The sequence below is a fragment of the Gryllotalpicola protaetiae genome, assembly GCF_003627055.1.
Classification (GTDB): Bacteria; Actinomycetota; Actinomycetes; order Actinomycetales; family Microbacteriaceae; genus Gryllotalpicola; species Gryllotalpicola protaetiae.
On record NZ_CP032624.1, the window covers coordinates 2,509,348 to 2,536,296 of the forward strand.

Sequence of the window (26,949 nt, forward strand, 5' to 3'; positions counted from 1 at the left end):
GGGTGACCGACCCGAGAGACCCCTTCGGTGACGAGTTCCCCCCGACCGAACCGTTCACTCCGTTGAGCACCGACGAGCGTGCCATCGTCGAGCAGCCGACCCAGGCGATGGCCGCTCCCGCGGCGGCCTCGCCCGCGGCAGCCGGCACCGCCGCGTTCGTTCAGCCGGTCGTCGTCTCTTCCACATCGGGTCCGCAGGCGTCGAGCGCTCCGGCGCGCGCCTGGGCGGGCATCCTCTCGTCGATCCGCACGCACCCGCGCAGCTGGGTCGCGGCAGGCGCCACCGCGGCCTTCCTGATCATCGGCGGCGGCTCGTTCGCCGCCGGCGCCGCGACCGGCGGCCCCGCCCAGCCCGCCGCGCTGAACGCCCCCGTGCACACCGCCAGCCCCTCGGCATCCGCCACCCCCTCATCGACCCCGACGCCCACCGGGCGCCCGACCGCGAACCCGGCCGCCGCCGCCACAGCGCTGAAGACCTGCTCGGTCGCCGGCCCCGCCTCAGATGGGCGGCTCGGCACACTGGAGGCGCAGGTCGTCGACGCGAAGACCGGCCAGGTGCTGTTCGACCGGAACGGCGGCACCGGCGCGCCGACCGCGAGTGTCATGAAGACGATCACGGCGGGCGCCGCGATCTCGGCGCTCGGCGCCGATTACCAGATCTCGACCACCGCGGTGAAGGGCTCGCAGCCCGGCCAGGTCGTCATCGTCGGCGGCGGCGACCCGACCCTCGGCACCGGCAAGCCCCAGTGGTATCAGGGGGCGCCGACGCTCACCGACCTCGCCGACCAGGTGAAGAAGGCCTGGGCGGCGGATCCGTCGAACGCCGGGCAGCCGATCACCTCGGTCGTCGCCGATGCGTCGCTGTTCGGCGGCCCCACCTGGCAGGCGAGCTGGCATGAGAACCCCGAGCGCACGCCGGAGGGGTCGACCGCCGAGATCGCGGCGCTTATGGCCGATGGCGACAAGCAGAGCCCCACGAAGCTCGAGTCGCCTCGCGGCACCGACCCCGTGGGCGACGCCGGCCAGGCGTTCGCGCAGGATCTCGGGGCGAAGTACGACGGCGCCGGCAGCGCGCCGCAGGGCGCAGCCCAGCTCGGCGTGGTGAAGTCGCAGCCGATCTCGGCGCTCATCACCGAGGCGCTGCAGAACTCCGACAACACCGTGATGGAGATGATCGCGCGCCTCGTCGCGATCAAGATGGGCGCCGGCAACACCTTCGGAGCGATCGACGCGGGCGACACCGCCGCCCTCAAGAAGATCGGCGTCGACACCTCGGGCCTCACGATCATCGACGGCTCCGGGCTCTCGGCCGACAACCGGGTCCCCCCGTCGTTCTTCAGCTCGTACCTGACGAAGGTGCTGAACCGCGAGAACGGCCTCGGGGTCATCTACGACGCGCTTCCTATTGCCGGGCAGAGCGGCACGCTGGCGAAGAGCTACGGGCGCTTCACCGGCGCCTCGGCGGTTGCGACGGGCCAGGTGCACGCGAAGACCGGCTCGATCGACGGCGCATACACGCTCGCCGGCGTCATCAATGCGAAGGACGGCTCGCAGCTCGTCTTCTCGATCTACGCCCTCGGCAATGTGGGCGACAGCGCGCGCGCCGCGATCGACTCGCTGACCGCGGCGATCTACAGCTGCGGCGACAATCTGAGCAACTCGTAAGCGGCAGGCTTTCTCAGCCATAGCGACGCGCCTACGTGCTCGGCGCGTCGCGTAGCGACTCGCGCCGGGCGAGGACCGGCGCGACAATGAGTAGATGAGCCGCGCGCTGCTGATCGTCGATGTGCAGAACGACTTCACCGAGGGCGGCTCGCTCGGCGTCACGGGCGGTGCGGCGGTCGCGGCCGGCATCACCCGGCTGCTCGACGAGCATGCGGATGCCTACGACCTCGTCGTCGCGAGCCGCGACTGGCACGACGGAGGCAACGACAACGGCGGCCACATCTCTGCGCACCCCGATTTCGTCGACAGCTGGCCGCCGCACTGCATCAGCGGGACGCCGGGCGCCGAGTACCACCCGGCACTGGCATCCGATCGCATCGACGTGCACGTCAAGAAGGGGCAGGGCCGCCCGGCCTACTCCGCCTTCGAAGGCGCTGACGACTTCGGCAAGCGCATCAGCGAGGTGTTCCAGGCGCATGGCATCACCGACGTCGACGTCGTGGGCATCGCGACCGACTACTGCGTGCGGGCCAGCGCGCTCGATGCGATCGCGGACGGCGAGCGCGTGCGTGTGCTCACCGACCTGATCGCAGGCGTTGCGGATGCTTCGTCGCACGCCGCTCTGGACGAGCTGGCCGCCGCGGGCGCCGAGCTCGCGTCCAGCGCCAGTGTGACCGCGGCTCGATAGAGCTTTCGGTCGTCGATAAGTCACCTCACGCGCGACCCGTCCGTGACTTTGTGACGACCGAGGCCGGTCAGCCGGCCGCCGGGAGGATCACGCCATCGACGCGGCGGGTGATTGCCCAGGGGTTGGATTCCTGGAGGGGTGCGGGGAGTGCGGCATCCGGTACATCCTGATACGCGACCGGTCGCAGGAAGCGGGCGATCGCCGCGGTGCCGACCGAGGTGGTGGTGGGCGCCGTCGTCGCAGGGAATGGGCCGCCGTGCTGCTGCGCATAGCTGACGGTGACACCCGTCGGCCAGCCGTTCCACAGCACGCGGCCCGCGTGCGCGGACAGGGTGCGAAGCAGGGCGGCGACGTCGTCGCCGTCTTCGGCCTGCACCCCGGCGGTGAGCTGGCCGCCGATGCGTTCGGCGACCGCGGCGAGCTGCTCGGGCGTCTCGTATTCGATGACGACACTGGCCGGGCCGAACATCTCGTGCTCGAGCAGCTCGGGGTTCGCGATCACGGTCTCGGCCGACGCACGCAGCACGGTCGCCTCAGGGGCGTCATCGGAGCCGGGCAGCGTCACGATCAGCTCGAAGCCCGCCGTGCCCTCGAGCTCGTCGCGGGAGCGCTCGAACGACTCGCGCAGCCCGGGCGAGAGCATCGCGTGCGGCGGGGTCGGCGCGGCATCCGTCAGCCCCGCGACGAGCGCTTCGCGCTCGCCCGCAGGAACGACGAGGAAGCCGGGCTTCGTGCAGAACTGGCCCATGCCGAGGGTGAACGAGCCGACGTAGCCGGCCAGGATCGCGTCGCGTCGCGTCGCCCACGCGTTCTCGGTGACGAACACGGGATTCGTGCTGCCGAGCTCGCCGTAGAAGGGAATCGGCTCGGGCCGCGCGGCGGCGAGGGCCGCGAGGGCCTGGCCGCCGTAGGTCGAACCGGTGAATCCGATCGCTTTGACGAGCGGGTGCTGCACGAGTGCGGTGCCGGCCTCGCGGCCCTCGACGAGTGAGAACAGGCCGTCGGGTGCGCCGGCTGCCGCCAGCGCCTCGACCGCGATGCGGGCGGTCGCGCGGGCAAGCTGCGCGTGCGCGGAATGCGCCTTGTGCACGACTGCGCAGCCGGCGGCGAGGCCCGCGGCGCTGTCGCCGCCGAGCACGCTGAACGCGAAGGGGAAGTTGGAGGCGCCGAAGACGCCGACGACGCCGATGGGCTCCGCGACGCGGCGGATGTCGGGGCGGGGGCCCATGCCCCAGCCCGGGTCGGCGTGGTCGATGGTCGCCCCGAGCGGCTCGCCGGTCGCAGCGTCGGCGCCGAGCAGCCGCAGCTGGAACGCCGTGCGGGTCAGCTCGCCGGTAAGCCGGCCGACGGGCAGATGGGTCTCGTCGTGGGCGAGGGCGATCAGCTCGGAGGCGTTCGCGTCGAGCGCGTCGGCGAGGGCGTCGAGCCACGCTCGGCGAGTGGCCGGCGGCACCTCGCGGGCGGCCTCGAAGGCGGACTGGGCAGCGGAGACGGCGGCGTCGACGGTGAGCGCCTGGGTATCGGTCACTCTTCAACCCTACGGCGTGGACGCGCTCGATAGTCTGGGGCGATGCCGACCCCGGAGTTCGTCCTGCGCCTGCGCGAGAAGATCGGGAACGACGAGCTGTGGCTGTCCGGCGTCACCGCGGTGGTGCTGCGCGGTGAGGGGCCCGACCGCGAGGTGCTGCTCGTCAAGCGCTCCGACAACGGTGAGTGGACGGCCGTGACCGGCATCGTGGATCCGGGCGAACCGCCCGCCGTCGCCGCTGAACGCGAGGTGCTCGAAGAGGCCGATATCGTCGCCGTCGCCGAGCGGCTCGCACGTGTGCACGTCGACGAGCGTGTCGTCGTCTATGGCAACGGGGACCGGTCGCGGTACATCGACTTGACGTTCCGGTGCCGCTACGTCTCCGGCGAGCCGTTCCCGGCCGACGGCGAGAACACCGAGGCCGCCTGGTTCCGCCTCGGTGCGCTGCCGCCGATGCGCGACGACCATCGCGAGCGCATCGAGGTCGCGGCGTCAGACGAGGTGGCCGCGCGCTTCCAGCGCTGACCCGACCCGGTCGGTGAGAAGGGTGCCGCCGGCATCCGTCTCGAAATGATCGCCCTGTCCCGATGTCGGTGCCCGCCGATACCGTGGTGGTCATGGCCGCACCGGTGATCGTTGCAACCGACCTCGCGAAGCGCTTCGGCGAGGTCGAGGCGGTGGGCGGTGTCTCGTTCGAGGTCGCCTCTGGTGAGTCGTTCGGCCTGCTCGGGCCGAACGGGGCCGGGAAGTCGACGACGATGCGCATGGTGGGCGCGGTGTCGCCGCGTACGGGCGGCGAGCTGTCGATCCTGGGGCTCGACCCCGATCGCAGCGGGCCCGAGATCCGCTCGCAGCTCGGCGTCGTACCGCAGACCGACAACCTCGATTTCGAGCTGCCCGTGCTCGACAACGTGATCGTCTACGGCCGCTACTTCGGCTTGCCGCGGAAGCTCGTGAAGCAGCGCGCGGGCGAGCTGCTGCAGTTCGCGCAGCTCACCGAGAAGGCGAAGACCCGCATCGACGACCTCTCCGGCGGCATGAAGCGGCGACTCACGATCGCGCGGGCGCTCATCAACGACCCCAAGATCCTGCTGCTCGACGAGCCGACGACGGGGCTCGACCCGCAGGCGCGGCACATCCTGTGGGACCGGCTGTTCCGGCTCAAAGAGCAGGGCACGACGCTGGTGCTGACGACCCACTACATGGACGAGGCTGAGCAGCTCTGCGACCGCCTGATCGTCGTCGACCACGGGCGCATCATGGCAGAGGGCACACCGTCGTCGCTCATCAGGCACTACTCGAGCCGCGAGGTGCTCGAGCTGCGCTTCGGCTCAGAGCGCAATGCGGCGGCGGCGGCCCAGCTCGAGGGAATCGGCGACCGGGTCGAGGTGCTGCCCGACCGGGTGCTGATCTACGCCGACGACGGCGAGGCCGCACTCGAGGCGGTCCGCGGCCGCGGGCTCGAGGCGATCACGTCGCTCGTGCGGCGCGCATCGCTTGAAGACGTGTTCCTCAGGCTCACCGGGCGGAGCCTGATCGAATGACGGCGAACGCGATGACGGCAGATGCTGCAGCCGCACTCGCCCGCCGGGCAGCCGTGCGCCCGCGGCGCTTCGGGGCGCTCTTCGTGTTCGAGCACCGTCTCACGACGGCGCGCCGCACCTGGACGTCGAACGTCGTCCCCGCCCTCGGCCTGCCGGTGCTGTACCTGTTCGCGATGGGCCTCGGGCTCGGCTCGCTCATCGGCGGCGGGGCCGGCGCGGCGGACCTCGGCGGGGTGTCATACCTCGTGTTCGTGGCGCCGGCGCTGCTCACGGCGGCGGCGTTCCAGACCGCGTCCGAAGAGTTCATCTTCCCGATCAGGCTCGGGTTCAAGTGGAATCCGACGTTCTTCGGCATGAATGCCGCGCCGCTGTCGCCCGGCCAGATCATCGACGGGAACGTGATCTACACGAGCGTGCGCATCACGGCGAACAGCCTCGTCTACTTCCTGATCATGTGGGCGTTCGGTGCGGTGCAGTCGGGGTGGGGCATCCTCTCGGTCCTTGCCGCACTGCTCACCGCACTGTCGTTCGGCGGCCCGCTGATCGCCTACATCACGTCCCTCGACAAAGACGCGAGCCAAGAGACGCTCGTGCTGCGGTTCATCGTCATGCCGCTCACGCTGTTCTCCGGCACCTACTTCCCGCTGTCGCTGATGCCGGTCTACCTGCAGTGGATCGGGTGGGTGTCGCCCCTCTGGCACGGCACGCAGCTCGCGCGCGACGCGACGTACGGGCTCGGCGAGCCGGCCTGGCTCATCGCCGTGCACCTCGCGTATCTCGTGGCGACCTTCGTCGTCGGGTGGCAGATCGCCCGCCGGCTCGCGCGGAAGAAGCTGAACAAGTGAGCGCTCTTGTGACGGGCCGCTCGAGGCCGCGCCTGCTCGGGGCGGTGTTCGCGGGGAATCCGGGCGCCGTGATGGCCCGCAGCTGGATGGCGACGAGGTCGACGAACTGGCTCGTCGTGGTCTCGGGGTTCCTCGAGCCGGTGCTCTACCTGCTGTCGCTCGGCGTCGGCCTCGGTGCGCTGATCGGCACGGTCGACACGGGCGGCCACCACATCAGCTACGCGGCGTTCATCGCGCCGGCGCTGCTCGCGACGTCGGCGATGAACGGCGCCGTGATGGATTCGACGTTCAACGTGTTCTTCAAGCTGAACTTCGGGAAGCTCTACGAGGGCATGCTCGCGACGCCGCTCGGGCCGCTCGACGTCGCGCTCGGCGAGATCATGATGGCGCTGCTGCGCGGTGCACTCTATGGGTTGGCGTTCCTCGGCGTGATGTGGGCCGTCGGCCTCAACCTGTCGTGGACGGCGCTGCTGGCGTTCCCCGCGCTGCTGATCATCGCCTTCGGCTTCGCGAGCCTCGGCATGGGCATCGTGAGCTTCATGAAGACGTTCACCCAGCTCGACTGGATCTTCTTCGTCCTGCTGCCGATGTTCCTGCTGTCGTCGACGTTCTTCCCCATCACCGTCTACCCGCGGCCGGTGCAGATCGTCATCGAATGCCTGCCGCTGTGGCACGGCATCGAGCTCGTGCGCGGCCTGACCACCGGCGTCATCACGACGGCGCTCGTGTGGCACGTGCTCTACTACGCCGGCATGATCGCGGCCGGCCTGGTGCTCACGACCGCGCGGCTGCGCGCACTGTTCTTGAAATAGCCTGGGGACTCACCTCGGACGAGGCGGTTGCCCCGGCGCTGCCAGCCGCGCCCACCCGTGCGCTGAGCTCAAACCAGCAATTGGTGCTTCGCGAGCTCGCGATAGAGCGGCACGGATGCCACGAGCTCCGAGTGCGTTCCCACCCCGACCACCTCGCCATGATCGAGCACCACGATCTGGTCCGAGTCGACGACGGTCGACAGACGGTGCGCGATGACGATCATCGTGCGGTGCTCGGCGACGGCATCGATCGCCTCGCGCATGAGCTGCTCGTTGCGGCCGTCGAGCGACGACGTCGACTCGTCGAGCAGCAGGATCGGGGGAGCGGCGAGCAGCGCCCGCGCGATCGCGAGCCGCTGGCGCTCGCCGCCGGAGAGCATAACGCCCTCCTCGCCGACGGGCGCGTCGAGGCCGAGCGGCGAGCGTGCGAGCACCTCGCCGAGGTTCACCGCCTCGAGGACGTCGCGGCACGCGTCGTCGGACGCATCGGGCGCGGCGAGGCGAAGGTTGTCGCGCAGCGAGCCGGCGAGTGCAGGGGCATCCTGCTCGACATACCCGAGCTGGGCCCGCAACTCGTCGCGCGGCAGGTCGGCGACGTCGACCCCGCCGATGCGGATCGCCCCGGCGGTCGGGTCGTAGAACCGCTCGATGAGCGCGAGCGACGTCGACTTCCCAGCACCGGAAGGCCCGACGAGCGCGGTGCGCTTGCCGCGCGGCACGTCGAACGAGACCTCGCGCAGCACCGGGGCCGATTCTGCTTCACCCGGAAGGACCGGATAGGCGAACGACACCCTGTCGAACGCGATGGCCGGCGCATCCGCCCGCAGCTGAGCAAGTGAGGCGGTCTGCGCATCGCGCGCGTCCTCCCCGGGCAGCGCGATGATCTCTTCGATGCGGCCGAGTGCGCCCAACGCCGAGTTCACCGAGGTGATCGCGCCGAACGCGTTGCCGAGCGGCATGACGAGCATGAACAGGAAGATGATGAAGGTCACGAGGGATGCCACCGAGATGGCCCCGGACGCGACGCGATAGCCGCCGATCCCGAGCACGACCAGGAACGACACCTGCAGGGCGATGCCGGCGACCGGCACGACCATCGCCGAGATGCGGGCGACCTGGATGCCCATCTGCCAGGCGCCGCGGGAGTCCTCGTCGACGGCGGCGACCTCGCGTGCCGTGGCGCCGGCCGCGCGAATGGTGCGCACCGAGGTGATCGCGCGTTCGACGGCGGCGGTCAGGTCGCCGACCTTCTTCTGCGCCTGCGCTGACGCGTTGCGGATTCGGCCGGAGAGCAGCACGACGACGACGACCGAGACCGCGATGACGAGCACGGTGAGGCCGAGCAGCACGGGATCGATGATGAGCATGCCGACGAGCGCGCCGACGAAGGTGAGCGCGCCGCCGATCGCATCGATCAGCCCCTGCGTGAGCACGGCGCGCAGGGCGGTGGTGTCGGCGCCGACGCGGCTGACCAGGTCGCCAGTGCGGCGCTGGTCGAACTCGGCGATCGGCAGGTTGAGCAGCCGTGCGACGAGGCGCCGGCGCGACGACAGCACGACGCCCTCGCCGGTGCGCTGCAGCAGGTAGTGCTGGTAGCCGGAGAGCAGCCCGGCCACGACGACGAGGCCGACGAGCGCCCACACGAGCCACCCGAGCGGTGACGCGTGCTGCACGCGCGTGATCACCTGGTTCACGAGCAGCGGCTGCGCGAGCGACGCGGCGGCGCCGAGCACCGACAGCACGATCACCCAGACGAGCACGCGGCGGTGCTCGAGCAGATACGGCAGCAGCTGCCGGAACGATGCGCGCGGCCCTTCGTCGGAAGCTCGGCGGCGGCCGAAGCCGCGGCGAGCGGGGGGTGGGGGAGCAGAGGCGGTGACATCACTCATGGCGCCCCGATTCTAGGATTCCGGGTTGGGCACGGACTGCGCGCATGCGCGGGTGATGCGAGGTGTACGCGGCAGGAACTTCCCCCGCGAATCGACGATTTCACCCGCGCACGCGCACGCGCGCGTCACGCGAGCTGGTCGTGGAACTCGACGTCCTTCGTCTCGCGGCCGATGATCAGCGCGATCAGGGTGAGCACGCCCATGACGGACAGGTAGACGCCGACGAGCCAGGTGCGGCCGGATGCCGCGCCCCAGAGCGCCACCGCGATGAGCGGTGCGAGCGCCGCGCCGAGGATCGACGAGATGTTGTAGGCGACGCCCGAGCCCGTGTAGCGCACGTTCGTCGGGAACAGCTCGGGCAGCAGCGCGCCCATCGGGCCGAAGGTGATGCCCATCAGAGTGAAGCCGATCGTGAGGAACGCCTGCACGAGCGCCCCCTCGAAGGTCGCGTCGCCGCGCGGCGCGAGGAACAGGTCGAAGGTGAGGCCGAACACGATGATCGCGATCGTCACGCCGATGAGCAGCTTCTTGCGTCCGATGGTGTCGGCGATCGGCCCGGAGATCAGCGTGAAGACGCCGAAGAAGATCACGCCGAGGATCTGCATGAGCACGAAGTGCGTATAGGGGATGCCGAGGCCGGGCACGTAGCTCGCCGCGTTGAACGGCGTGCCGGCCTTCGCGGCGGCCGCGGCGGCGGCGTGCGCGGGAAGGCGGGTTCCGTAGCTCAGCGTGAACGTCGTCATGAGGTAGAAGACGACATAGGTCGCGAGCATGTAGAAGGTGCCGAGCACGACGCCCTTCCAGTTCTTCCGCAGCAGGGAGCCGAGTGGCAGCTTCACGATCGCGTCGGCCTTGACGGCCTTCTGGAACGTCGTCGACTCGACGAGCCGCAGTCGCACCCACAGGCCGATGATGACCATGAGCGCCGAGAAGAAGAACGGCACGCGCCAGCCCCAGGCGAGGAACGAGCCGGGCCAGATCGTGTTGATCACGAGGAAGACGAGGTTCGCGATGATGAACCCGATCGGCGCACCGAGCTGCGGGAACGTGCCCCACCAGCCGCGTCGGCCGGCCGGCGCGTTCTCGGTCGCGATGAGCGCGGCGCCCGACCACTCGCCGCCGAGGGCGAAGCCCTGTGCGAGGCGCAGGACGATGAGCAGCAGCGTCGCCCACCAGCCGATGGCGGCGTAGGTCGGCAGGAATCCGATCAGGAACGTCGCGATGCCCATCGTGAGCAGCGACGCGACCAGGGTGCCCTTGCGCCCGATGCGGTCGCCGAAGTGGCCGAAGAACATCGCTCCGATGGGCCGCGCGACCATGGCGGCGCCGAAGGTCGCGAAGCTGGCGAGCAGCGCGGTGGTCGGGTCGCCGGTGGGGAAGAACAGGGTGGGAAAGGCCAGAACGGCGGCGGTCGCGTAGGCGTAGAAGTCGTAGAACTCGACGGACGTGCCGATGAGGCTTGCGAGGACGACGCGCGACCGCGGATTCGCCGCGGTGGTGTTCGAGGCCTCGAGGGTGGCAGAGACAGACATGAGGATCCCGTGCGATTCGTGAGATGAGAAAACGGATGCCTGTTCAGCTCGAGCCGGGCAGGGTACAGCCGGCGGGCCGAGGCATCAGGGTTTCGTCGAGTCGCTTGTGGCGGGTGCGAAAGACAACAGTCTACGCCGTGCAACGTGGTAACGCCGGGGCGGGTGCGCCGATCGGCCGATCACTAGGCTGAGTGGCATGGCCCACGTCTTCATCGCGCTGCACGTCATCCTCGCCGTCTTCATCATCGGCCCCATGGCGCTGCTGCCTCACACGGGGCTGCGGGCGCTGCGCAACTTCGACGCGAAGCAGGTGCGCGGGCTCGCGCGATCGGTGTCGATCTTCAGCTGGGCCTCACTCGTCGTGTTCGTGCTGGGCTTCGCGGCGCTCGGCACCGCCGACATCCCGTTCACCCGGCTCTGGGTCTGGCTGTCGGTCGTTCTCTACGCCGGCGCGTTCGTGCTGAGTGTCTTCGTGATCGTACCGAACCTGCGTCGCGGTGCGGAGGAGATCGAGGGCGCGGCGGCGCCTGCCGAGGGCGAGAAGCTGCGCCGCCCGGCCGCCTATTCGGCAGTGGCCGCGACGGCAGGTGTGTCGACCATCCTGCTGGTCGTCGTCGTGATCCTCATGGCGTTCCGCCCCTAGAGCCTGAAGCCCGTTGTCGCCCGGCTCGGTCTGTCGCAGACTGGCGGTATGAGCGACAACGATGTCCCTGCGGCCACCGAGCTGGGGGCCGGCCACAGCTGGGAGCTACTGGGTTCGGCCGGCTACGGGCGACTCGCCGTCGTGATCGCCGGGGCGCCTGAGATCTTCCCCGTGAACTTCGTCGCGAGGCATCCGACCGTCTACCTGCGCACCGGCGAGGGAACCAAGCTGTTCGGCGCAACAGTCGGGCACCCGGTCGCCCTCGAGGTCGACCAGGTCGACTCGACGGGGGCCTGGTCGGTCGTCGCGAAGGGCACGCCGCGCGAGGCCATCGCGCAGGACGAGGTCGACGCCGTCGACCAGCTCGGCCTCGAGCCGTGGGTGCCGACGGTGAAGCGCCATTTGATTGCGATCGACGTCACGTCGGTCTCGGGTCGGCGCTTCGAGTTCGGCGCGGAGCCAGAGGTCGACCCGGCTGCTGAGCCCACCGACTAGCGCCGTCGCACCGCCCCGGCGCCCCGGCACCGCCCCGGCGCCCCGGCGCCGTGCCGGTCGGGCACAGTTGCGCTGGTCGGGCGCTGCTTTCGACCAGACCGCTGTGCCCGATCGACCCGATTGCGCCCGAGCGGCAACTGCTGCGCGGCAGCCCCGGGCATTCGCCCTCTCAGCTGCGCAGCGCGCGCAGCGTGAGCGCCGTGGCCAGCGCGGCGTGCGCGGCCTCGGCGCCCTTGTCCTCCTGCGAGCCGGGCAGGCCGGCCCGGTCGAGACCCTGCTGCTCGTCGTCGAGCGTGAGCACGCCGAAGCCGACCGGCTTGCCCGTGTCGAGCGCCACCCGGGTGAGGCCGTCGGTGGCGGCCGACGAGACGTACTCGAAGTGCGGGGTGCCGCCGCGGATGATCACGCCGAGCGCCACTACCGCGTCGGCCCCCGCCTCGAGCGCGGCCTTCGCCACGACCGGCAGCTCGAACGATCCGGGAACGCGCACGAGCGAATGACGGGCGCCGGATTCCTCGAGCACGCGACGGGCGCCGGCGATGAGGCCGTCGGTGATGACGTCGTGCCAGGTGCCCGCGACGACGACGACGCGCAGGCCCGTCGCGTCGATCTTCTCGAACTCGGTGGGGGCGCCGCTTCCGGCCATGCTGCTGTTCCTTTCGGGGGTTCTACTGGTGCTGGTCGACGCCGAGGCTCTCGATGAGATGCCCCATACGATCGCGCTTGGTCTCGAGGTAGCCGGCGTTGAGCGCGCCGACCCCGACCACGAGCGGCACGCGCTCATCGACCCTGATGCCGTGCGACTCGAGCTGGCTCACCTTGTCGGGGTTGTTGGTCAGCAGGCGCACCGAGCGCACGCCGAGATCCTTCAGGATGTCGCCGGCCGCCGTGTAGTCCCGCGCGTCCACCGGCAGCCCGAGCGCCAGGTTCGCGTCGAGCGTGTCGAGCCCCTCGGCCTGCAGCTGGTAGGCGCGCAGCTTGTTGATGAGCCCGATGCCGCGGCCCTCGTGCCCGCGCAGGTAGATCACGACGCCGCCGTCGCGCTGAATGGTGTCGAGCGCGGCATCCAGCTGCGGCCCGCACTCGCACTTGAGCGAGCCGAACGCCTCACCGGTCAGGCACTCGGAGTGCACCCGCACGAGCGCGCCGTGCTCCGCGGGGTCGCCCGCGATGATCGCGACGTGGTCCGCCCCGGTCATCCGATCGCGGTACGCGCGCACCCGGAACGAGCCGTGCGTCGTCGGCAGGCCGGTCTCGACCTCGAAGGTCACGCTGCTCGACTCGGGGATCGGGGTGAGCGTCTCGAGCCGGGTGTCCGCGTGGAACTCATTGAGGTACTCGATGAGCGCCGCGATCGTGACGACCGGCAGCCCCTTCTCCTCGCCGAGCGCGATGAGCCCGGGCAGGCGCATCATCTCGCCGTCGTTCGCGACCACCTCGGCGATCGCGGCGACCGGCGTCAGTCCCGCGAGCTTCATGAGATCGACGGATGCCTCGGTGTGCCCGCCTCGCGCGCGGACCCCGCCGTCGACGGCCCGCAGCGGCAGTACGTGCCCCGGCCGGTTGAGCGACGCAGGCGTGGAATCCAGGTCGGCGAGCACGCGCAGCGTGTGCGCACGCTCGCCCGCGCTGATGCCCGTCGAGGTGCGGTCGGCCGCGTCGACGCTCACGGTGTAGTTCGTGCCGAGCGGGTCGCGGTTGTCGACGACCATCACCGGCAGCTCGAGGCGGTCGGCGATCTCGTTGGTCATCGGCGCGCACACGAATCCGCTCGTGTTGCGGATCATCCAGGCGAGCCACTCCTGCGTCGCGAACTCGGCGGCGATGATGATGTCGCCCTCGTTCTCGCGGCTCTCGTCGTCGGCCACGATGATCGGCGAGCCGGCGCGCAGCGCGGCGATCGCCTCGGGAATCGTTCCGATGCTCATGCGTGCACCTCTTCCTGCGAAGGAACGCGGAATTGAAGCATCCGTTCGACCTGCCTCGCCACGATGTCGGTCTCGAGATTCACCAGGTCGCCCGGCACCCGCTGGCCCAGGGTCGTGGCGGCGAGGGTCTCGGGAATGAGCGACACCTCGAACCAGTACCCGTCGAGCGCGTCGCCACCCACCGCGCTGACCGTGAGCGAGGTGCCGTCGATCGCGATCGAGCCCTTGCGCGCCACGAGCGGCGCGAGCTCGGGGGTGAGCGAGAGGCGCACGACGCGCCAGGCGCTGCCGTCGGCCGTCGACAGCACGACGGCCGTGCCGTCGACGTGCCCCTGCACGATGTGCCCGCCGAGCCGGTCGCCGAGCTGCGCGGCGCGCTCGAGGTTCACGTGGGTGCCGATCGCGGCCTTGTCGAGCGTCGACATCTCGAGCGTCTCGCGCATCACGTCTGCCGTGAACTCGTCGCGCTCGAGACCTACGACGGTGAGGCACACGCCGCTGACCGAGATCGAGTCGCCGTGTTTGGCCCCGTCGATCGCGAGCGGGCCGCGCACGGTGATGCGCGCCGCGTCGCCGTACTGCTGCACGCGGGTGATCTCGCCGATCTCTTCGATGATTCCGGTGAACATGGGTGTGTCTCCTTAGTGCGCGGCGTGACCGCTGATCGGCTCATCGCGGAGCGATGAATGAAGATCCGCGGCGACGGGCCGGGCGGTGATCAGCACGTCGTCGCCGAGGCGCTCGACGCTGCCGAGTTCGAGGCGGCGCTGCTCCATGATCGAGCGGACGCCGAGGTCGCCGGTGGCCGTGCGCGGGCCGCCGATGAGAGTGGGGGCGAGATAGATCGCGAATTCGTCGACGAGATCGGCGGCGATGAGCGCGTCGGCGAGCGTCGGGCCGGCTTCCACATACAGCGAGCGGATGCCGCGCTGCTGCAGCTCGTGCAGCGCGTCCCGCAGCTCGTGTGTCTTGAGGAGGATCGGCGCCTGAGGGTGGTTCCACAGCGCCGCGTCGTCGGGGATCCCACGAAGCCCGACCACGACCGGCACGGGTTGGTGCTCGCGCAGCGCGCCCGCTGCGTCGCGCGCGGTGAGGCTCGGGTCGTCGGCGAGCACCGTGCCCGTGCCGACGAGGATCGCGTCGCTCGCGGCGCGCTGCTCGTGCACACGCTCGCGGGCGGCCGGCCCGGTGATCCAGCGGCTCGTGCCGTCGGCCGCCGCGGTGCGGCCGTCGAGGCTCGACGCCCACTTCAGGGTGGTGAACGGGCGGTCGTGGCGCACAGCGAAGAGCCAGTCGGCCAGGAATCCCTCGACCTCATCGGCGAGCACGCCGCCGATCACGTCGACACCTGCCTCGCGCAGGCGTGCGGCGCCGCCTCGCGACCGCGCTCCGGGATCGTCGACCGCGAAAACGACGCGCGCCACGCCGGCTGCGATGAGCGCCTCGCTGCACGGCCCCGTGCGGCCGGTGTGGTTGCAGGGCTCGAGGGTGACGACGGCGGTCGCTCCTCGCGCCGCGCCGTCGGCGGCCTGGGAGAGGGCGTCGACCTCGGCGTGCGCGGTTCCGGCGCCGCGATGCCAGCCTTCGGCGACGACCTCGCCCGATGCGGAGAGGATGACGCACCCGACCCGCGGGTTCACGCCCCGCGCGGGGCCGAGGGCGGCAAGCGCGAGCGCTCGGCGCATCGGCGCCTCGAACCGCTCCGCGTCCATCTGTTCCCTCCGGGCCTTCTCGGCTCCGGGGCGACGCAAAAGCGACAATCACGCACCGTCACCGGCGCGCTGTGCTTCCTCCCATCCGGACTTTAACCGTCGGTGCCGGAATTCCACCGGCTCAACCCCGCCACGTTCGGCAAGGGCTCGCGGACTTTCACCGCCGGTTCGGACTCTCACCGACCCCGGAGCACATATTGCGCAACAAGCATAGCCTCGCGGCGTATTCCCTGCTCGGTCCGCCGTCATGCGCCGACGCGGGGTCCCGCGTGGGCATCCGTCACACCCTGTACCGGATGCCCGCGGGGCTCACTGCGGCCGCTTCGCGAATCTTCCTGGCGGGAGCTTCTCCGGCGCGGGCGGCGCGGCTCGGGGAACGAGCACGCGGCCGATCGGCAGCGAGTCGGTGGGGGGAACTGTGACTCGCGGTGTCGGCGGTTCGATCGGCGCCGTCGTCGGCGTCGGGTGTTCGTCGGTGAGGCCGGCCGGCGCTCCGCCGGCGCAGCCGGCGAGAGCGAGCAGGCCCGCGGCGGCGAGAACCGCGGCTGTCGAACGGATAGGTGCCTTCATGCCGACACCGTCCGCCCGCAGGGGCGCGGCGGCAATACGCCCTTGTGCGTAGCCGGCGACTACGTCGTCAGTGCGACCGGCAGATCCGTGAGGGACATGATGCGGCGGATGCCTGCGGCGGCGGCCTCCTCCTCGTAGTCGCCCCACCCGCGGGCGTCGCGGTCGATCCACACGCCGGCGAGCCCCGCCGCGGCCGCGCCGAGGGCGTCGACCCTGATGCGGTCGCCGACGTACACCGCCGCTGCCGGGCTGACGCCGAAGCGCCCGACGGCGTGGGCGAAGATCCGCGGGTCGGGCTTGGCGGCGCCGAACTCGGCCGACGCGATCACGTGCTCCATGCGCGGCGCGACGCCGATCTTCTCGACCTTCCGCGCCTGCAGCGCGAGCTCTCCGTTCGTGATGATGCCGAAGCGCACACCCGGCACGGCGGCCTCGAGCGCATCGAGTGCGTCGTTCACCTCGGGGTACGCACTCCACGCGTCGCGGTAGGCGGTGTAGTAGCCCCGGAACCAATCGAGCGCCTCGTCATCACTGAGCACACCGCCGCCGAAGCGCTCGACGAAGTCGCGGACTCGGGCGCGGCGCTGGCCTTCGTAGTCGAGCTCGCCGGCGAGATAGCGGTCGAAGTGCAGGTCTTCCGCGACCTGCCACGCCCCGACGATCTCATCGGCTGCCAGGGCGTCGTACGGCGCACCGAGCGCGGCGACATGGCTCAGGATGCCGCGGCGGAACGCCCCCGGGTGGTCGAACAGGGTCGCGTCGAGGTCGAACAGCACCACTTCGGGAGGCGTCACGTGTCGGCACCCGCGGCGCTGCTCGGGCGCTCCGGCTGCCACTCGGTCGGCCACGCCAGGTAGGGAACCGAGTCTTCGACGTTGCCCGCGAGTCGCCGTCCATGCCAGTGGTCGGGGTGAGACCCGTCGCGCATTGCGACCTGCGACGGACCGATGCCGGTGAAGCGGAACCCCGCGGCTCGGGCGGTGTTCGCCGAGGCGAGGTTGCCGATCGCGCACTCCCAGTGCACGGTCACCGCCACCGCATTCTCGAAGGCCCACGCGACCACGGTGCGCACTGCTTCGGCCATGTACCCGTGCCCGCGGTGCGGAGCCCCGAGCCAATAGCCGACGTCGAGCGACCCTGGGTCGTCGGCGCGTCGCCGGTGGAGCCCGACGGTTCCGAGCAGGGGGCCCGTGTCCGCTTCCCGCAGAGCCCAGATGAACTCGCGCCCGATCTCCCACCCGCTCGGCACGATGTCGCCGAGGAAGTGCTCGGCGTCGGCGCGGTGATACGGCCACGGTGTCGACAGATACGTCTCGAACAGCGGGTCCTGGCAGTACTCGAAGACGCGGTCGGTGTCGCCCAGGTTCGGAACGGAGAGCACGAGTCTCTCGCTGCGCAGCGTGACCGGTTCCACGGTCACCCCCGCGGCAGGATTCCGACGGCGTCGTACACGCGCTTCAGCGTCGCCTCAGCGACCTCGCTCGCCCGCGCGGCGTTGAGCGCGAGCAGCCGGTCGAGCTCGGCCGGGTCCGACAGCAGCTCGAGTGCTCGCGCCCGCACCGGCTCGAGCTCTGCGATCACCGCGTCGGCGACGGCGCGCTTGAAGTCCCCGTAGCCCTTCCCGGCGAACTCCGCCTCAGCGGCAGCGACAGAGACGCCGGTGATCGCCGTGTAGATCTCGAGCAGATTGGTCACACCGGGCTTCGTGCCCCAGTCGTACCGCACCTCAGCCCCGGTGTCTGTGACCGCCCGCATGATCTTCTTCCGTGTCACGGAGGGCTCGTCGAGCACCCAGATCAGCCCGGCATCCGTCGCGGCGGATTTCGACATCTTCGACGTCGGATCCTGCAGGTCGTAGATGCGCGCGCCCTCCTCCGGGTAGCTGCCGGACGGCACCGTGAACACCTCGCCGAACCGCGCATTGAACCGCTCCGCGAGGTTCCGCGTCAGCTCGATGTGCTGCTTCTGGTCGTCACCGACGGGCACCACCTCGGCGTCGAACAACAGGATGTCGGCCGCCATCAGCACGGGGTAGTCGAACAGCCCCACCGTCGTGCCCTCGGCGCCGAAGCGCTGCGACTTGTCCTTGAACTGCGTCATGCGGCTCGCCTCACCGAACCCGGTGATCGTGTTCAGCACCCAGGCCAGCTGAGCATGCGCCGGCACGTGCGACTGCACGTACAGCGTCGACTTCCCGGGCTCGACGCCGGCGGCGAGGTACTGCGCGGCGAGCCCGCGCGACGCCGCCGCGAGGGTCGCGGGGTCGAACGCGGCGTTCGTCAGCGCGTGCAGGTCGACGATCGAGAAGAACGCGTCGTATTCGTCCTGCATGCCGCGCCACTGCAGCAGCGCCCCGACGTAGTTGCCGAGGTGCAGCGAGTCGCTCGAGGGCTGAATGCCCGAGTACAGGCGGGGCTTGGTCATGCGGATTTCCTAGAGTTCAGATCATTTCGAGACGGATGCCTTGCGGCATCCTCCTCAATGATCGGGGTTCCTAAAGCTTGTAGTCGACGACGATCGGCGCGTGGTCCGACCAGCGGGCGTCGTAGCTCGGGTAGCGGTCGACGGCGTACGACGTCGCCTTCGCCGCGAGCTCGGGCGTCGCGACCTGGTAGTCGATGCGCCAGCCGGTGTCGTTGTCGAATGCCTGCCCGCGGTTCGACCACCACGTGTACGGCCCGTCGACATCGCCCGCGAACTTCCGGCCGAGGTCGACCCACCCGAGCCCGGCTGAGCCGGTGTTGTAACCCTCTTCGCCTTCCGCGCCGAAGATCTTGTCGAAGTACGCGCGCTCCTGCGGCAGGAAGCCCGCGCGCTTCACGTTCCCGCGCCAGTTCTTGATGTCGAGCGTGCGGTGCCCGACGTTGAGGTCGCCCATGAAGACGGACAGCGGGTTGTGCGCCTTCAATTCGGGAAGGCGCTTCAGCAGGGCGTCCAGGAACTTGTACTTCTCGACCTGCTTCGGGGTGTCGGCCTCGCCGGAGTGCACGTAGGTCGAGACGACGGTCACGATGGTGCCGTCGACGTCGTAATCGGCCTCGAGCCACCGACCGGCGGAGTCGAAGTCGTCGTCGCCGAAGGTGACGCGGTGGATCTCGGCCTTGCGCCGGCTCGCGAGCGCGACGCCGGCCCGCCCCTTCGCGGTGGCCTCGTCATGCAGGATGTCCCACTCGGGGCCGAGCAGCCCCGACAGGTCGTCGACCGTCGCGCGCACCTCTTGGATGGCGATGATGTCGGCGCCGCGGCTGTTCACCCAATCGGCCATGCCCTTGCGGTACGCGGCGCGGATGCCGTTCACATTGACCGATGCGATGCGCAGGTTGGTCGACTTCGCCATAACAGAAAGACTAGCTGTGGCATCCGACATGCATCAGGCGCGCGGCAGCCGCTCGGGGTCGCCGGCCGTCACGTTCTGCAGAATCCGCAGCGTGTGCAGCAGCGCGCGTCGGTTGCGCCGCTTCTCGATCCAGCCGCTGCTCGCCTCGTAGCGTGCGCTCGCCTCGCGCACGGCCTCACGCGCGGCCTCGACATGAGCGGCGAACTCCGCACGGCGGCGCTCCTCCTCCTGCTCCTCGGCGGTGAGGCGGCGCGCCGAGATGCCGCGGTCCTCCATGCCGACGGCGATCCACGCGGCGCCGAGCAGGATCACCTGGCACACGAAGTTGAACCACAGCAGCAGACCGACGAACACGGCGAAGGGCGCGAGCAGCGCGTTCCGGGTCGCGCCGCCGAGCAGCAGACTGCTCGCCTGGCTCAGCACCGACAGCGCGACCGCTCCGAGGGCCGCCCCCAGCAGCAGGCTGCGCCACGGAATGTAGAGGCGCGACAGCACCCGGTACATGCCGGCGAGGGTGCCGAAGTTGATGAGCAGCGAGACCCCGACGCTCAGCGCGCCGAGCCAGAACCGCGAGACGGGCGAGCCGGAGTCGAGACCGGCGTAGTCGAGGATGCCGGTGAGGAACTGGCGGGTCAGCACCGCGATCAGCGCGGAGACGATCAGACCCACCCCGAACGCGAGCGCCTGCACCGCGTCGACGCTGCGCTGCACGATGAATCCGCGCTTGTCGCGTCCCACCCCGAACAGGATGCGGATGGCGCGGCGGGTCCACGACAGCCAGGTCAGCGCCGTCCAGACGAGGCCGATGAGCGCGATGATCGCGGTGATCGACAGCGTCACGCCCGCGCCGGCGAGGGTCTGCGGAGTGATCACTCCGTCGACGCCGATGAGGCCGGGGACGGCCTGGTTCACGATCGCGATGATCTGCTTGTAGAGGTCGTCGTTCGACCTGATCCAGATGCCGGCGACCGAGAAGCCGACCCAGAGGGCGGCGAACAGGGCGAACACCGACTGGTACGCCATACCGGCCCCGAGCAGCGGCCCGTTCGCCCGCGTGTAGCGCTGCACGAACCGAACCAGCCGGGTCTCGCGGGCGCGCTGGGCGACGTCCCTGACCTGCTCCACCGCGCTGGCGCCGGACTCACGGACCGTCATCCCGCCATTTTCGCAGGGGAGGGGCGGCAATCGGGCTGCCCCGCGCCGCGTTCGGCCGCCACGTAAGCTGGGCCGTCGAGGAGGACCATGCGCATCAACGGCATCGGCGTCGGCCGCGGCATCGCAGTCGGTGCGGTCCTGCGCATGGCTGAGCCGATCCCGGACCCTCTCGATTCACCGCGGGTGGCGGATGCTGCGACCGAGCGCTCCCGCCTGCTCGCCGCCCTCGCCGGAACCGCTGCGGAGCTCGCCGCGCGCGCAGCTCTCGTCGACGGCGCCGCCCGCGACGTGCTCGAGGCGCAGTCGCTCATGGCGCAGGACCCGTCCGTGATCGACGACGCCGCACGGCGCATCGACGCAGGCCAGTGCGCGGAGCGCGCCGTGTTCGACGCGTTCGGCTCGTACCGCACGCTGCTCGAAGGGCTCGGCGGCGCGATGGCCGAGCGCGCGGCAGATCTCGACGACGTCTGCCGGCGCACCGTGGCGCGTCTCTCCGGTGTGAAGGCGCCTGAGATCCCGGCATCCGATCGCCCCTTCGTGCTCGTCGCGCACGATCTCGCCCCGGCCGACACGGCCGCGCTCGACCTCGACAGGGTGCTGGCGATCGTCACCGCTGCGGGCGGCCCGACGTCGCACACCGCGATCCTCGCGAAACAGCGCAGCCTGCCTGCGATCGTCGGGGCCGCAGGCTGCCGCGACCTCGCCGACGGGCAGCTCGTGGTCGTCGATGCGCCCGCGGGGTGCGTCGTCGCCGATCCGAGTCGTGCCGAGCTCGCCGGCGCTCGTGCGCGCAGGGCTTCGGCGGACGCGCCCTGCGCCTCGACGCCCGGGGCGCTGGCCGACGGCACGCACATTCCGCTGCTCGCCAATCTGGGCGATGCGACGGATGCCTCGTCCGCACTCGCCCTCGGCGCGGAAGGCGTCGGGCTGCTGCGCACCGAGTTCCTCTACCTCGATCACCAGGCGGCGCCGTCGGTCGCCGAGCAGACGGCTCGCTACGCCGATGCCTTCCGCCCGTTCACGGGCCGCCGCGTCATCGTGCGCGTGCTCGACGCGGGCGCCGACAAGCAGCTCGCGTTCCTGGGGCACGAGCACGAGCAGAATCCCGCGCTCGGCCGCCGTGGGCTGCGCGCGCTCCGCGAGCACGAGGGCGTGCTGGGCGATCAGCTGCGCGCGCTCGTCGCCGCGCGCGATCTCACCGGCGTCGAGCTCGGCGTGATGGCGCCGATGGTGGCGGATGCCGACGAGACCGAGTACTTCGTCGCCCTCGCGCGCTCTCTCGGCGTCTCGTCGGTCGGCATCACCGCAGAGGTCCCGTCGTCGGCGGTGCTCGCCGACCAGCTGGCACCGCTTGTCGACTTCATCTCGATCGGCACCAACGACCTCACGCAGTACACCCTCGCCGCCGACCGCATGCTCGGCTCGGTGGCCGCGTTCCAGGATCCGTGGCACCCCGCGGTGCTGCGCCTCGCGCGGCTCGTGGGGCAGGCGGGGGCCACGGCGGGCATCCCCGTCGGCGTGTGCGGCGAAGCCGCGGGCGACCCCCTGCTCGCCGTCGTGCTCGTCGGACTCGGCGCGACCGAGCTGTCGATGTCGCCGGCGCTGCTCGCGGACGTGCGCGCAGAGCTCGCCGGGCACACGCTCGCGCAGGCGCGCGAGCTCGCCGCGCTCGCCGTGGCCGCCCGCTCGGCCGCCGATGCCCGGGCCGAGGTCAGCCGCCGAATCGCTCGGTCTTGATCCGGTCGGGGTCGAACCCGTCGTCGATGAGGCGGTTCGCGACCGTCTCGACGAACGCGGTCGGGCCGCAGATGAAGAACCGCACGTCCTCGTCCATCGCGGCCGTCGCCACCTCGTCGCGAGTGAGCCGCCCCGGGGGCCGGGTCGACTCCGGGGGCGCCTCGCGCGTGTAGAACAGCATCAGGTCGAAGGGCGCGGCGCGGTCGGATGCCAGCTCGTGCAGCTCGTCGCCGTAGATCACCCGGTCGGGGGAGCGCACCGAGTAGAGCATGATGAACCGCGCCGCGCTGCCTACCGCCCGGTGGCGGCGCGCCATCGCCATCAGCGGCACGACGCCCGAGCCGCCGGCGATGAGCACGACCGGCCAGTCATCCTCCTCGTGCCAGACGAACCAGCCGCCGACCGGCCCGCGCACCTCGAGCTGCTCGCCGACCGCGATGCCGCGCACCAGGTAGGGGGAGACCTCGCCGTCGGCGAGCTCCTCGACCGTGATCTCGGCCTCGTCCCCGCCTTCTGCGAGCGCGAGCGAATAGGAGCGTTGGGCGGTATACCCGTCGGGTGCCGTCAGGCGGATGTCGATGTGCTGCCCGGCGAGCTCGCTGCCGAGCCCCGGTGCGCGCAGTCTCAGCGTGCGCGCGGCGCCCTCGTGCGAAGCATCCGTTTCAAAGTGCGCAGCGATGACCTCGGCGACCCGCCAGCTGTTGGCCGCGCGGTGCTGGTCCGCGGTGGCCGCGCTCTGTTCTGAGCTCACCAGTAACGCTGCTCGAGCCAGGGGTCGCCGCGCAGATGGTAGCCGTTGGACTCCCAGAAGCCGGGCTGGTCGTTCGGGATCAGCTCGAGGCCGCTCACCCACTTCGCCGACTTCCAGAAATACAGATGCGGCACGAGCAGCCTGGCCGGGCCTCCGTGCTCGGCGGCGAGCGGCTTGCCGTCGAACTCCCACGCGACCCACGCCTTGCCGCCGAGCAGATCGGCGAGCGGCACGTTCGTCGTGTAGCCGCCGTACGAGTGCGCCATCGTGTACTGGAACTCGTGGCTGATGCCCTCGAAGAGCGTGTCGATCGCGACACCGCGCCAGGTCGTGCCGAGCTTCGACCAGCTGGTGACGCAGTGGATGTCCTTGGTGATCTCCTCCTGCGGAAGGGCCATGAACTCAGACCAGGTCCATACCTTCTGCTGGCCGCGGCCGAGGTTCAGCGTGAAAGTCCACTGCTCGAGCGGAATACGGGGGGTCGGCCCCGCGGAGAGCACGGGGAAGCTCTCGGTCAGGTACTGACCGGGTGGCAGTGACGGATCGCTGCGGCGACGGCCCAGGAAGCCGGACGAGATGAGCGCCATGGGCTGAGACTAAGGTCCCCGCCCATGGCGCACAAGGAGACGAAACGGTTCAGGCGAACCTAGCGACGACCGCGGATGATGGCCTGCTTCACTTCGGCGATCGCCTGGGTGATCTGGATGCCGCGCGGGCACGCCTCGGTGCAGTTGAAGGTCGTGCGGCAGCGCCACACGCCCTCCTTGTCGTTCAAGATATCCAGGCGCACCTGCGACTCGTCGTCGCGCGAGTCGAAGATGAAGCGGTGCGCGTTCACGATCGCGGCGGGGCCGAAGTACTGGCCGTCGGTCCAGAACACGGGGCACGACGAGGTGCACGCCGCGCACAGGATGCACTTGGTGGTGTCGTCGAAGCGCTCACGGTCCGCGGCCGACTGCAGGCGCTCCTTGCCCTGATGCGTCGGCTGGTGCGACTGCAGGAACGGCTGCACCTCGCGGAAGGACTCGAAGAACGGGTCCATGTTGACGATCAGGTCTTTTTCGAGGGGGAGCCCCTTGATCGCCTCGACGTAGACCGGCTTCGACAGGTCGAGGTCCTTCATCAGCGTCTTGCAGGCGAGCCGGTTGCGGCCGTTGATGCGCATCGCGTCGGAGCCGCAGACGCCGTGCGCGCACGAGCGGCGGAAGCTGAGCGACCCATCCTGCTCCCACTTGATCTTGTGCAGCACGTCGAGCACGCGATCGGTCGAGTACACCTCGACGTCGTAGTCGACCCAGCGCGGCTCGCTGTCGGTCTCGGGGTCGTAGCGGCGGATGATGACGGTCGCGAGGACCACGTCGACGGACGGCGCGGCGCTCGGAGCCTCTGCCTGCTGGCCGCCCTCGTTCCTCGTGCCAGTTGCGATCGACATCAGTACTTCCTCTCCATCGGCGGGTACAGCAGCTCGCCGTCCGCGCCCTTCACGAACACCACAGGCTTGTAGTCGAGCTTGATGTGGTCCTCCGGGTCGGGCGAGGTGGCGTCGCCCGTCAGGTAGGCCATCGTGTGCTTCATCCAGTTCTCGTCGTCGCGCTTCTGGAAGTCCTCGCGCATGTGGCCGCCACGGGATTCCTCGCGGTTCATGGCCGAGTACACGACCACCTCGGCGAGGTCGAGCAGGAAGCCGAGCTCGATCGCCTCGAGCAGGTCGGTGTTGAAGCGGGCGCCGCGGTCGTGGATGCCGATGTTCTTGTAGCGCTGACGCAGGTCGTGGATGATGTGCAGCATCTCGCGCAGCGAGTCCGCCGTGCGGTAGACCTGCGCCTTGTCATCCATGTTCTCTTGCAGGGTCTTGCGCAGCACGGCGATGTTCTCTGACCCGCTCGCGCCCTTCACCTGCTCGACAAGCGCCTGCACGCTCGCCGCCGGGTCCTCGGGCAGCGGCGCGAACTCGACGCCGCCGAGGACGTAGGCGACCGCGTTCTGGCCGGCGCGCTTGCCGAACACGTTGATGTCGAGCAGCGAGTTCGTGCCGAGGCGGTTCGAGCCGTGCACCGACACGCAGGCGCATTCGCCCGCGGCGTACAGCCCGGGCACGGGCGTCGCGTTGTCGAGGAGCACCTCTGCGTCGTTGTTGGTGGGGATGCCGCCCATCGCGTAGTGCGCGGTCGGCATCACGGGCACCGGCTCGACGACGGGATCGATGCCGAGGTAGAGGCGCGCGAACTCGGTGATGTCCGGCAGCTTGGTCTCGAGGATCTCGGCGCCCAGGTGCGTGCAGTCGAGCAGCACGTAGTCCTTGTTGGGGCCGGCGCCGCGGCCCTCGCGCACCTCCTGCACCATGCAGCGGGCGACGATGTCGCGGGGCGCCAGGTCCTTGATGGTCGGCGCGTAGCGCTCCATAAAACGCTCGCCCGATGCGTTGCGCAGGATCGCGCCCTCACCGCGCGCGCCCTCGGTGAGCAGGATGCCGAGACCGGCGAGGCCGGTCGGGTGGAACTGGAAGAACTCCATGTCCTCGAGCGGCAGCCCGCGGCGCCAGATCATGCCGACGCCGTCACCGGTGAGGGTGTGCGCGTTCGACGTGGTCTTGAACATCTTGCCGAAGCCGCCGGTCGCGAAGATCACGGCCTTCGCCTGGAAGACGTGCAGCTCGCCGGTGGCGAGCTCGTAGGCGACGACGCCCGAGACCTTGCCCTCGGTGTAGAGCAGGTCGAGCGCGTAGTACTCGTTGAAGAAGTTGACCCCGTACTTGACGCAGTTCTGGAACAGCGTCTGCAGGATCATGTGGCCCGTGCGGTCGGCCGCGTAGCAGGCGCGGCGCACCGGAGCCTTGCCGTGGTCGCGGGTGTGGCCGCCGAAGCGGCGCTGGTCGATCTTGCCCTCGGGCGTGCGGTTGAACGGCAGGCCCATGTTCTCGAGGTCGATGACGGCGTCGATCGCCTCTTTGGCGAGGATCTGCGCGGCATCCTGGTCGACCAGGTAGTCGCCGCCCTTGATCGTGTCGTACGTGTGCCACTCGGCGTTGTCCTCTTCGACGTTCGCGAGCGCCGCAGCCATGCCGCCCTGCGCCGCGCCCGTGTGCGAGCGCGTCGGGTACAGCTTGGTGATCACTCCAACGCTCACCGAGGTGCCCTGAGACGCCTCGGCCGCGGCGATCGCCGCGCGCATGCCTGCGCCGCCGGCGCCGATGATCACGATGTCGAACTGGTGGTGGTGGACGGTCACGTTCTCGTTCTCTGTTCGGACTCTGCTGGACGAACCGCTGCTATTTGCAGAAGCTCAGGCTCGGGTCGGTCGGGCACGGGTCGAAGGCCGTGACCGTGTAGGTGCCGAGGATGATCAGGATGACGACTGCGAGCAGGATGCCCCACTTGAGCACCCGGTTGATCGTGACGTTGTGCGCGTAGTCGTTCACGAGCGTGCGCATGCCGTTGCCGCCATGGATGAGCGCGAGCCACAGCATCAGCCCGTCCCACACGCGCCAGAACGGGTTCGCCCACTTGCCGGCGACGAACGCCCAGTCGACGGCGGCGATGCCCTGGCCTGCGACGAGGTTCACGAAGAGGTGGCCGAAGATCAGGATCACGAGCACGACGCCCGAGACCCGCATGTAGATCCAGCCCCACTTCTCCCAGTTGGTGCGGCGCTTCTTCCGCGCGGATGCCGGGGTGCGCGGGCTCTCGATGGTGGTCGTCATGGCTAGTGCACCTCCTGGCTCATGTGGTAGATCTGCGTCGGCACGAAGCCGGCGACGAGGATCGCCCAGATGATCACGACGACCCAGAACAGCAGGCGCTGGTTGCGGGCGGCCCAGCGGGACAGGTCGACGGCGATGATGCGCAGGCCGTTGATCGCGTGGAAGCAGATCGCCGCGACGAGGCCCATCTCGCCGATGCCGAGAAGCGTGTTCTTGTAGGTGCCGATGACGGCGTTATATGCCTCTGGCGAGATGTTCAGCACGACCGAGTCGAGCACGTGAACGAGCAGGAAGAAGAAGATCGCGACGCCGGTGATGCGGTGCAGCACCCAGGACCACATGCCTTCGCGGCCCCGATAGAGGGTCCCGCCGGGCCGGGACGGCCTCGGCTTCGGGACATCGATCGTCTGGCTTGACAC

The 26,949-nt window shown here is 70.1% G+C and carries 28 protein-coding genes and 1 riboswitch; of the genes, 9 read left to right on the top strand and 19 right to left on the bottom strand.

All coding sequences use genetic code 11. The features are described from left to right. The first annotated feature begins 2 nt into the window (after positions 1-2). Together dacB and D7I44_RS12220 are read left to right on the top strand one after the other, a co-directional pair. Positions 3-1,664, top strand: a complete 1,662-nt coding sequence (gene dacB, locus D7I44_RS12215; RefSeq protein WP_245979579.1) for a D-alanyl-D-alanine carboxypeptidase/D-alanyl-D-alanine endopeptidase — start codon at positions 3-5, stop codon at positions 1,662-1,664. A 94-nt stretch (positions 1,665-1,758) separates the two neighbouring features. Further along, positions 1,759-2,352: an isochorismatase family protein gene (locus D7I44_RS12220; RefSeq protein WP_120789750.1), complete on the top strand. Its 594-nt coding sequence runs from the start codon at positions 1,759-1,761 to the stop codon at positions 2,350-2,352. A 67-nt stretch (positions 2,353-2,419) separates the two neighbouring features. On the opposite strand, the gene D7I44_RS12225 is transcribed toward D7I44_RS12220, so the two are convergent. Beyond that, a complete protein-coding gene (locus tag D7I44_RS12225) occupies positions 2,420-3,880 on the bottom strand; it encodes an aldehyde dehydrogenase family protein (RefSeq protein WP_120789751.1) in 1,461 nt (486 codons plus the stop codon). Positions 3,881-3,922: 42 nt separating this feature from the next. Between D7I44_RS12225 and D7I44_RS12230 the strand changes: the two genes are divergently transcribed. From D7I44_RS12230 to D7I44_RS12245, 4 genes are all read left to right on the top strand, one after another. Continuing rightward, complete coding sequence (locus D7I44_RS12230) at positions 3,923-4,405, top strand: NUDIX hydrolase (protein WP_120789752.1); 483 nt, start codon at positions 3,923-3,925, stop codon at positions 4,403-4,405. 92 nt (positions 4,406-4,497) lie between these two features. Next, on the top strand, positions 4,498-5,424 hold the full coding sequence (locus D7I44_RS12235) for an ABC transporter ATP-binding protein (protein WP_120790934.1): 927 nt from the start codon (positions 4,498-4,500) through the stop codon (positions 5,422-5,424). Beyond that, positions 5,421-6,269 carry an ABC transporter permease gene (locus D7I44_RS12240; RefSeq protein WP_245979580.1) on the top strand — a complete coding sequence of 283 codons (849 nt, stop codon included), beginning with the start codon at positions 5,421-5,423 and terminating at the stop codon, positions 6,267-6,269. Before D7I44_RS12235 ends, D7I44_RS12240 begins: the two co-directional genes overlap by 4 nt. Then, the gene (locus D7I44_RS12245) at positions 6,266-7,081 is read left to right on the top strand and encodes an ABC transporter permease (protein WP_245979583.1); all 816 of its coding nucleotides are present in this window, start codon (positions 6,266-6,268) and stop codon (positions 7,079-7,081) included. Before D7I44_RS12240 ends, D7I44_RS12245 begins: the two co-directional genes overlap by 4 nt. Before the next feature lie 68 nt (positions 7,082-7,149). Here D7I44_RS12245 and D7I44_RS12250 read toward each other — a convergent pair whose 3' ends face one another. Beyond that, positions 7,150-8,970 carry an ABC transporter ATP-binding protein gene (locus tag D7I44_RS12250; protein ID WP_120789753.1) on the bottom strand — a complete coding sequence of 607 codons (1,821 nt, stop codon included), beginning with the start codon at positions 8,968-8,970 and terminating at the stop codon, positions 7,150-7,152. 125 nt (positions 8,971-9,095) lie between these two features. Beyond that, complete coding sequence (locus D7I44_RS12255; RefSeq protein WP_120789754.1) at positions 9,096-10,502, bottom strand: MFS transporter; 1,407 nt, start codon at positions 10,500-10,502, stop codon at positions 9,096-9,098. A gap of 196 nt (positions 10,503-10,698) precedes the next feature. Here D7I44_RS12255 and D7I44_RS12260 point away from each other — a divergent pair, with 196 nt between their 5' ends. Together D7I44_RS12260 and D7I44_RS12265 are read left to right on the top strand one after the other, a co-directional pair. Next, a complete protein-coding gene (locus D7I44_RS12260; protein ID WP_120789755.1) occupies positions 10,699-11,145 on the top strand; it encodes a DUF2269 family protein in 447 nt (148 codons plus the stop codon). Positions 11,146-11,193: 48 nt separating this feature from the next. After that, positions 11,194-11,640 carry a pyridoxamine 5'-phosphate oxidase family protein gene (locus D7I44_RS12265; protein WP_120789756.1) on the top strand — a complete coding sequence of 149 codons (447 nt, stop codon included), beginning with the start codon at positions 11,194-11,196 and terminating at the stop codon, positions 11,638-11,640. Positions 11,641-11,809: 169 nt separating this feature from the next. Here D7I44_RS12265 and ribH read toward each other — a convergent pair whose 3' ends face one another. From ribH to D7I44_RS12315, 10 genes are all read right to left on the bottom strand, one after another. After that, the gene (gene ribH / locus D7I44_RS12270) at positions 11,810-12,286 is read right to left on the bottom strand and encodes a 6,7-dimethyl-8-ribityllumazine synthase (protein ID WP_120789757.1); all 477 of its coding nucleotides are present in this window, start codon (positions 12,284-12,286) and stop codon (positions 11,810-11,812) included. Positions 12,287-12,308: 22 nt separating this feature from the next. Next, positions 12,309-13,568: a GTP cyclohydrolase II gene (gene ribA / locus D7I44_RS12275; RefSeq protein WP_120789758.1), complete on the bottom strand. Its 1,260-nt coding sequence runs from the start codon at positions 13,566-13,568 to the stop codon at positions 12,309-12,311. After that, on the bottom strand, positions 13,565-14,197 hold the full coding sequence (locus D7I44_RS12280) for a riboflavin synthase (protein WP_120789759.1): 633 nt from the start codon (positions 14,195-14,197) through the stop codon (positions 13,565-13,567). Before D7I44_RS12280 ends, ribA begins: the two co-directional genes overlap by 4 nt. A gap of 12 nt (positions 14,198-14,209) precedes the next feature. Next, positions 14,210-15,280 (bottom strand): bifunctional diaminohydroxyphosphoribosylaminopyrimidine deaminase/5-amino-6-(5-phosphoribosylamino)uracil reductase RibD, encoded by a 1,071-nt coding sequence (gene ribD, locus D7I44_RS12285; RefSeq protein ID WP_245979584.1) that lies wholly within the window; start codon positions 15,278-15,280, stop codon positions 14,210-14,212. Positions 15,281-15,349: 69 nt separating this feature from the next. Then, a riboswitch (FMN riboswitch) is annotated at positions 15,350-15,476 on the bottom strand. Positions 15,477-15,589: 113 nt separating this feature from the next. Beyond that, positions 15,590-15,850 carry a hypothetical protein gene (locus D7I44_RS12290; RefSeq protein ID WP_120789760.1) on the bottom strand — a complete coding sequence of 87 codons (261 nt, stop codon included), beginning with the start codon at positions 15,848-15,850 and terminating at the stop codon, positions 15,590-15,592. A 59-nt stretch (positions 15,851-15,909) separates the two neighbouring features. Then, positions 15,910-16,644: an HAD family hydrolase gene (locus tag D7I44_RS12295; RefSeq protein ID WP_120790938.1), complete on the bottom strand. Its 735-nt coding sequence runs from the start codon at positions 16,642-16,644 to the stop codon at positions 15,910-15,912. Continuing rightward, positions 16,641-17,270: a GNAT family N-acetyltransferase gene (locus tag D7I44_RS12300; RefSeq protein ID WP_120789761.1), complete on the bottom strand. Its 630-nt coding sequence runs from the start codon at positions 17,268-17,270 to the stop codon at positions 16,641-16,643. Before D7I44_RS12300 ends, D7I44_RS12295 begins: the two co-directional genes overlap by 4 nt. Beyond that, the gene (gene trpS, locus D7I44_RS12305; protein ID WP_120789762.1) at positions 17,267-18,274 is read right to left on the bottom strand and encodes a tryptophan--tRNA ligase; all 1,008 of its coding nucleotides are present in this window, start codon (positions 18,272-18,274) and stop codon (positions 17,267-17,269) included. The genes D7I44_RS12300 and trpS overlap by 4 nt, the downstream gene beginning before the upstream one ends. A 70-nt stretch (positions 18,275-18,344) precedes the next feature. Beyond that, the gene (locus D7I44_RS12310; protein ID WP_245979587.1) at positions 18,345-19,187 is read right to left on the bottom strand and encodes an exodeoxyribonuclease III; all 843 of its coding nucleotides are present in this window, start codon (positions 19,185-19,187) and stop codon (positions 18,345-18,347) included. A 33-nt stretch (positions 19,188-19,220) separates the two neighbouring features. After that, positions 19,221-20,342, bottom strand: a complete 1,122-nt coding sequence (locus D7I44_RS12315; protein ID WP_120789764.1) for a YihY/virulence factor BrkB family protein — start codon at positions 20,340-20,342, stop codon at positions 19,221-19,223. Between the two features lie 87 nt (positions 20,343-20,429). On the opposite strand from D7I44_RS12315, the gene ptsP reads away from it, so the two are divergent. Beyond that, positions 20,430-22,079: a phosphoenolpyruvate--protein phosphotransferase gene (gene ptsP / locus D7I44_RS12320; RefSeq protein ID WP_120789765.1), complete on the top strand. Its 1,650-nt coding sequence runs from the start codon at positions 20,430-20,432 to the stop codon at positions 22,077-22,079. Here ptsP and D7I44_RS12325 read toward each other — a convergent pair. Genes D7I44_RS12325 through sdhC form a run of 6 tightly spaced genes read right to left on the bottom strand, consistent with a single transcriptional unit; the run spans position 22,054 to position 26,949 of the window. Beyond that, on the bottom strand, positions 22,054-22,830 hold the full coding sequence (locus D7I44_RS12325; RefSeq protein WP_181445565.1) for an FAD-binding oxidoreductase: 777 nt from the start codon (positions 22,828-22,830) through the stop codon (positions 22,054-22,056). The genes ptsP and D7I44_RS12325 overlap by 26 nt on opposite strands. After that, positions 22,827-23,417 (bottom strand): sulfite oxidase-like oxidoreductase, encoded by a 591-nt coding sequence (locus D7I44_RS12330; protein WP_120789766.1) that lies wholly within the window; start codon positions 23,415-23,417, stop codon positions 22,827-22,829. Before D7I44_RS12330 ends, D7I44_RS12325 begins: the two co-directional genes overlap by 4 nt. A 59-nt stretch (positions 23,418-23,476) precedes the next feature. Then, positions 23,477-24,262: a succinate dehydrogenase iron-sulfur subunit gene (locus D7I44_RS12335; protein WP_120789767.1), complete on the bottom strand. Its 786-nt coding sequence runs from the start codon at positions 24,260-24,262 to the stop codon at positions 23,477-23,479. Then, complete coding sequence (sdhA, locus tag D7I44_RS12340) at positions 24,262-26,058, bottom strand: succinate dehydrogenase flavoprotein subunit (RefSeq protein ID WP_120789768.1); 1,797 nt, start codon at positions 26,056-26,058, stop codon at positions 24,262-24,264. The genes D7I44_RS12335 and sdhA overlap by 1 nt, the downstream gene beginning before the upstream one ends. A gap of 40 nt (positions 26,059-26,098) precedes the next feature. Continuing rightward, on the bottom strand, positions 26,099-26,530 hold the full coding sequence (locus D7I44_RS12345; protein WP_120789769.1) for a succinate dehydrogenase hydrophobic membrane anchor subunit: 432 nt from the start codon (positions 26,528-26,530) through the stop codon (positions 26,099-26,101). A 2-nt stretch (positions 26,531-26,532) separates the two neighbouring features. After that, positions 26,533-26,949: a succinate dehydrogenase, cytochrome b556 subunit gene (gene sdhC, locus D7I44_RS12350; RefSeq protein WP_425459315.1), complete on the bottom strand. Its 417-nt coding sequence runs from the start codon at positions 26,947-26,949 to the stop codon at positions 26,533-26,535.

Bases quoted from the DNA above. Each gene is read 5' to 3' on its own strand.
- D7I44_RS12220 (WP_120789750.1), top strand. From the start codon at position 1,759: ATGAGCCGCGCGCTGCTGATCGTCGATGTGCAGAACGACTTCACCGAG.
- D7I44_RS12230 (WP_120789752.1), top strand. From the start codon at position 3,923: ATGCCGACCCCGGAGTTCGTCCTGCGCCTGCGCGAGAAGATCGGGAAC.
- D7I44_RS12235 (WP_120790934.1), top strand. From the start codon at position 4,498: ATGGCCGCACCGGTGATCGTTGCAACCGACCTCGCGAAGCGCTTCGGC.
- D7I44_RS12240 (WP_245979580.1), top strand. From the start codon at position 5,421: ATGACGGCGAACGCGATGACGGCAGATGCTGCAGCCGCACTCGCCCGC.
- D7I44_RS12250 (WP_120789753.1), bottom strand. From the start codon at position 8,970: ATGAGTGATGTCACCGCCTCTGCTCCCCCACCCCCCGCTCGCCGCGGC.
- D7I44_RS12255 (WP_120789754.1), bottom strand. From the start codon at position 10,502: ATGTCTGTCTCTGCCACCCTCGAGGCCTCGAACACCACCGCGGCGAAT.
- D7I44_RS12260 (WP_120789755.1), top strand. From the start codon at position 10,699: ATGGCCCACGTCTTCATCGCGCTGCACGTCATCCTCGCCGTCTTCATC.
- D7I44_RS12265 (WP_120789756.1), top strand. From the start codon at position 11,194: ATGAGCGACAACGATGTCCCTGCGGCCACCGAGCTGGGGGCCGGCCAC.
- ribH (WP_120789757.1), bottom strand. From the start codon at position 12,286: ATGGCCGGAAGCGGCGCCCCCACCGAGTTCGAGAAGATCGACGCGACG.
- ribA (WP_120789758.1), bottom strand. From the start codon at position 13,568: ATGAGCATCGGAACGATTCCCGAGGCGATCGCCGCGCTGCGCGCCGGC.
- D7I44_RS12280 (WP_120789759.1), bottom strand. From the start codon at position 14,197: ATGTTCACCGGAATCATCGAAGAGATCGGCGAGATCACCCGCGTGCAG.
- ribD (WP_245979584.1), bottom strand. From the start codon at position 15,280: ATGGACGCGGAGCGGTTCGAGGCGCCGATGCGCCGAGCGCTCGCGCTT.
- D7I44_RS12290 (WP_120789760.1), bottom strand. From the start codon at position 15,850: ATGAAGGCACCTATCCGTTCGACAGCCGCGGTTCTCGCCGCCGCGGGC.
- trpS (WP_120789762.1), bottom strand. From the start codon at position 18,274: ATGACCAAGCCCCGCCTGTACTCGGGCATTCAGCCCTCGAGCGACTCG.
- D7I44_RS12310 (WP_245979587.1), bottom strand. From the start codon at position 19,187: ATGGCGAAGTCGACCAACCTGCGCATCGCATCGGTCAATGTGAACGGC.
- D7I44_RS12315 (WP_120789764.1), bottom strand. From the start codon at position 20,342: ATGACGGTCCGTGAGTCCGGCGCCAGCGCGGTGGAGCAGGTCAGGGAC.
- ptsP (WP_120789765.1), top strand. From the start codon at position 20,430: ATGCGCATCAACGGCATCGGCGTCGGCCGCGGCATCGCAGTCGGTGCG.
- D7I44_RS12330 (WP_120789766.1), bottom strand. From the start codon at position 23,417: ATGGCGCTCATCTCGTCCGGCTTCCTGGGCCGTCGCCGCAGCGATCCG.
- D7I44_RS12335 (WP_120789767.1), bottom strand. From the start codon at position 24,262: ATGTCGATCGCAACTGGCACGAGGAACGAGGGCGGCCAGCAGGCAGAG.
- D7I44_RS12345 (WP_120789769.1), bottom strand. From the start codon at position 26,530: ATGACGACCACCATCGAGAGCCCGCGCACCCCGGCATCCGCGCGGAAG.